We start from the raw sequence: 3,889 nt of genomic DNA, 5'->3' as shown, positions 1-3,889 counted from the left end.
GTGGCCGGCCCGGCGGCCCGGGCGGGGCGTCGGGGGAGCACCCGACGGCGGAGGTCGTCGAGAGCTTCGCGATGCCGGCGCCCCAGGCCCCGGCGCGGCCGGCGGCCGGGCTGCTGCCCGCGCCGCCGGCGCCCCCGGCTCCGCCCGAGCCGGCCGGTCCGCCGCACCCGAGCGGCGCCGAGCTCGACTACGCGGCCCTCGTGCTGTCCGGCCCCGACGAGCAGGGCGATCGTAGGGGCCGGCTGTTCCCCGGCGCCCCCGCCGACCCCGTGGCCGCCGCACACCGTCGCCGCGCCGAAGCGGTGGCCGGCCTGCCGCTGCCCGGACACGCCGTACGGCCCCGGGAGTCCGCCGGCTCCTTCGACCACCGCTTCGACGCCACCGCCCGCGTCGACGTACCGTCGGACGGCACCTGGCACACCGTCACCGTCGGCGAGGTCCCGGTCGGCCTGCGCACGGAGTACGTGTGCGTGCCCTCCGTGGAGCCGACCGTGTACACCACCCTGGTGCTGTCCAACACGAGCGACCAGGCCCTGCTGGCGGGCCCGGTGGAGGTCACCGTCGACGACGCGTTCCTGCTGACCGCCCCCCTGCCCACGCTCGCCCCCGGCGGGGTCCGCCGCGTGGGACTGGGGCCGGCCGAAGGCATCCGCGTCACCCGCCGTACGACGCTGCGCGAGTCGACCGCCGGCCTGCGCAACCACATCACCGTCCTCGACCACCGCGTCCACGTGGAACTCGCCAACGGCCTGGCCCGGCCCGTCACCGTAGAGGTCCGCGAGCGCGTCCCGGTCACCTCCGACCCGGACGTCCGGATCGAGGAACGGCCCGGCTGGACGGCCCCCGGCGCCGGTACGGACGCGGACGCCGCTACGGACCCCGACGCCGGTACCGGACCCGAGCAGCACACGCCGGACGTCCGGCTCCGGCGGGTGGACCTGCCCGCCGGCGGCACCGCCGCCCTCGACGGCGGCTTCGAGATCCGCATCCCGGCCGGCAAGGCCCTGGTCGGCGGCAACCGCAGGAGCTGACACACGCCATGCCCACGGCCCCGAAGCCGATCGCCCTCCCCGTCACGGCCGTCACGTGCCTGGAGGACCGCAGCCACGTCGAACGCTCCGCCGTGCTCGACCTGACCCCCGGCGTCCACCGGCTGCGCCTCGGGCCGGTCAGCGCCCTCGCGGTCGACCGGACCCTGCACGCCGAGGTGACCGCCGACCACCACGCCACCGTGCTGGACGTACGGATGGTCCGCGACTGGACGCCGCGCGGCCCGCTGCCCGCCGAGGACGACTCCGCACTGCGCCGGCGGGTGCACGCCCTGGAGGAGGAGCAACGCGGCCTGGGGCGCCGCCGCGACCGGCTGCACGCCCGCCTCGACGCCCTCGGGCACCTCGCCGCCGACCTGCTGCGGGAGATCGGCGAAGGCGCCGGCGCCGGAGAGAGCGACACCGCCCGCTGGAGCCGCGAACTGGACCGGGTGGACACCGAACGCGACACGTACGGCGAACACCTGCGCGGCGTGGAGGCCCGGCTGACCGCCCTCGCCGCGGAGATCGGCGAGGCCCGGCGGGCCGTCGCCCTCGCCGAACGGCCGCCCGCCGAACTCGTCGGCCACATCGAGCTGACCGTGCAGAGCGCGGCCGCCGGACCGGCCCGGCTGCGGCTGACCCACCTCACCCCCTGCGCCCTGTGGCGCCCCGCCTACCGGGCCGTGCTGGACGGCGGGTCGCTGACCTTGGAGACCGACGCCATGGTCTGGCAGCGCACCGGCGAGGACTGGTCCGGCGTACGGCTCACCCTGTCCACGGCCCGGTCGGCGCTGGCCACCGAACCGCCCCGGCTCGACGAGGACCGGCTGACGCTCAAGGACCGCTCCGCCGCCGAACGCCGCACCGTCGACGTCGAGTTGCGCGAGGAGGAGATCGGCGACCTCGGACCGGCCCCCGTCCTCGGTCTGCCGGGCGTCGACGACGGCGGCGAGGCCCGGGTGCTCCACGCCCCCGCACCGGTCTCGGTCCCCGCCGACGGGCGGGCCCACCGGGTGCCGGTCTCGTCCTTCACCACGGCCGCGCACAGCGAGTACGCCTGCTCGCCCGAGCTGTCCCCCCTGGTCACCCAGGTGGCGCGGTTCGACAACCGCTCCGGCCACGCCCTGCTCGCCGGCCCCGTGGACCTGGTCCGCGACAGCGGAGCCGTCGGCCGCGGCACCCTGGACTTCACCGCCCCCGGCGCCCCGGTGGAGCTCGCCTTCGGCAGCCGCGACGACCACCGGGTGGTCCGCCACACCGAGGAGTCCCGGGACACGGCCGGCATCACCCAGCGGACCGTCGTCACCCGCACCGTGCGGCTGCACCTGTCCCGGTTCTCCGCCCCCGGGGAGGACGACGAGCGCGTGGTCGTGGTCCGTGAGCGGATCCCGGTCCCGGAGGTGTCGGCGGTGGAGGTCCGCCTGCGCAAGGACGCCTGCGCGCCGCCGCCGGAGGCGGTCGACGCCGACGGCATCGCCCGCTGGGACGTCACGCTCCCGCCCGGCGGCCGCCGCTCCCTCACCCTGGTCTACGAGCTGTCGGCGAGCTCCAAGGTCGTCGGCCTCTGAGCGGCCCCCGCCGAGCACCACGGGACGCGCACGGAACCACACGGAGTGCACCGAACCCTCCCCTGTATCCAACTGACGTGCCATCATGGGGTGTTATGGCTGAGGGGGAAGCTGAGCGGAGGACGGCCGTCCGGGTGCGCCTGGCGCGGGGGGCGAGCGAGGGTGACGTCGGGGCGCTGAAGGCGTGGCTCGAACGGGAACGAAAGCTCGAAGGGCTCAGGAGCAGCGGCGAGCTGGAGATCCAGGAACGGGCCGGCACGGAGGAGGGACGGGGGCCGGGCAGCCCGATGGGCGCCGGGCTCGACATCGTCCTGGTGCTGATCGGGGCGGTCGCCCCGAAGCTGTTCGACGAGGTCTACGAGCAGGTCAAGAGCGGGGTGCGCGCCTGGCGGGAGAACCGCCGGAGCGTGGAGAGCGGCGAACCGCCGGAGGTCGAGGTCACGCCCGAGGGCGACGGGAGATAGCCCGTGGCGCGCTTCGACCCGCGCGGCAGAGTGAACAGGGCGCTGCTCGTCGGCGTCCCCGAGTACGACTTCACCCAGCCGGACCACCCCGTCGGGGTGCCCGGCGACCTCCCGGCGGTCGCCCACAACCTCAGCGGCCTGGAGCGGTCGTTACGGGCGGGCGGGGTCTTCGCCGAGGGCGAGATCACCGTCTGCCGCCCCGGCACCGTCGACGCGTTCGACCGCCGCCTCGACGCGGCCGTCGCGGCGGCCGAGGGTCTGCTCCTGGTGTACTTCTCCGGCCACGGCGCCGTGCCCAGCACCGGCGACGAACTGTGGCTGCTGATGCGCGGAGCGACCATCGTGCCGGGCGGGGAATCGGTGTTCCGGGGCGCCGCGCCCTGGAAGAGCGTCCTGACCGTCCTGGCCCGGGCCAAGGCGGAGCACGTGGTCGTCGTCCTCGACTGCTGCTACGCCGGCAACGCCGCGACGGCCTGGGACGCGCTGGCACCCGCACCACGGCGGCGGATCTCCCTGCTGATGAGCGTGCAGGCCAACAACCGCATCGACGCCGGGGACGGCGACTCGCCCACCCCCTTCACCGCGCAGCTCGTCCGGCTGCTGGACGAGGCGACGCACGCGCACGGTTCCGCCCGGGACGATCCGGGCGGCAGCTCCGCCGGTACCGGGTTCGCGGACCTGGCGGAGCGGATCACCGCCCATATGGCCGCGCACCACACCACCTTGCGCGAACCGCCCGAGCCGTGGGAGCCCCAGAGCCGTCCGGCGGCCTCGGGCACCGACGTCCTGCTCGCCACACCCGTCCCCGCCCGCCACGGCCCCCCGC

Annotated in this window: 3 protein-coding genes and 1 pseudogene; all 4 read left to right on the top strand. The window is 76.1% G+C overall.

The window, feature by feature from the left end; translation table 11 throughout:
* On the top strand, positions 1-1,031 hold a 1,031-nt coding region (locus EF918_RS33505; protein ID WP_125652659.1), incomplete at its 5' end, for a DUF4139 domain-containing protein.
* 8 nt (positions 1,032-1,039) lie between these two features.
* Positions 1,040-2,599, top strand: coding sequence for a mucoidy inhibitor MuiA family protein (locus EF918_RS33500; RefSeq protein WP_125652658.1), 1,560 nt, complete (start codon positions 1,040-1,042; stop codon positions 2,597-2,599).
* A 95-nt stretch (positions 2,600-2,694) separates the two neighbouring features.
* Positions 2,695-3,063: a hypothetical protein gene (locus EF918_RS33495; protein WP_125652657.1), complete on the top strand. Its 369-nt coding sequence runs from the start codon at positions 2,695-2,697 to the stop codon at positions 3,061-3,063.
* A gap of 3 nt (positions 3,064-3,066) precedes the next feature.
* A pseudogene (locus EF918_RS33490) lies at positions 3,067-3,889 on the top strand (caspase family protein); the annotation flags it as partial.

Origin of the sequence: Streptomyces sp. WAC06614, assembly GCF_003949795.1 — a bacterium.
Taxonomy (GTDB): Bacteria; Actinomycetota; Actinomycetes; order Streptomycetales; family Streptomycetaceae; genus Streptomyces.
Note: the sequence above shows the minus strand (reverse complement) of the source record. Positions and strands in the feature narration are given on the sequence as shown.

Excerpts from the sequence above, each read along its gene's own strand:
- EF918_RS33495 (WP_125652657.1), top strand. The coding sequence starts at position 2,695 with ATGGCTGAGGGGGAAGCTGAGCGGAGGACGGCCGTCCGGGTGCGCCTG.
- EF918_RS33500 (WP_125652658.1), top strand. The coding sequence starts at position 1,040 with ATGCCCACGGCCCCGAAGCCGATCGCCCTCCCCGTCACGGCCGTCACG.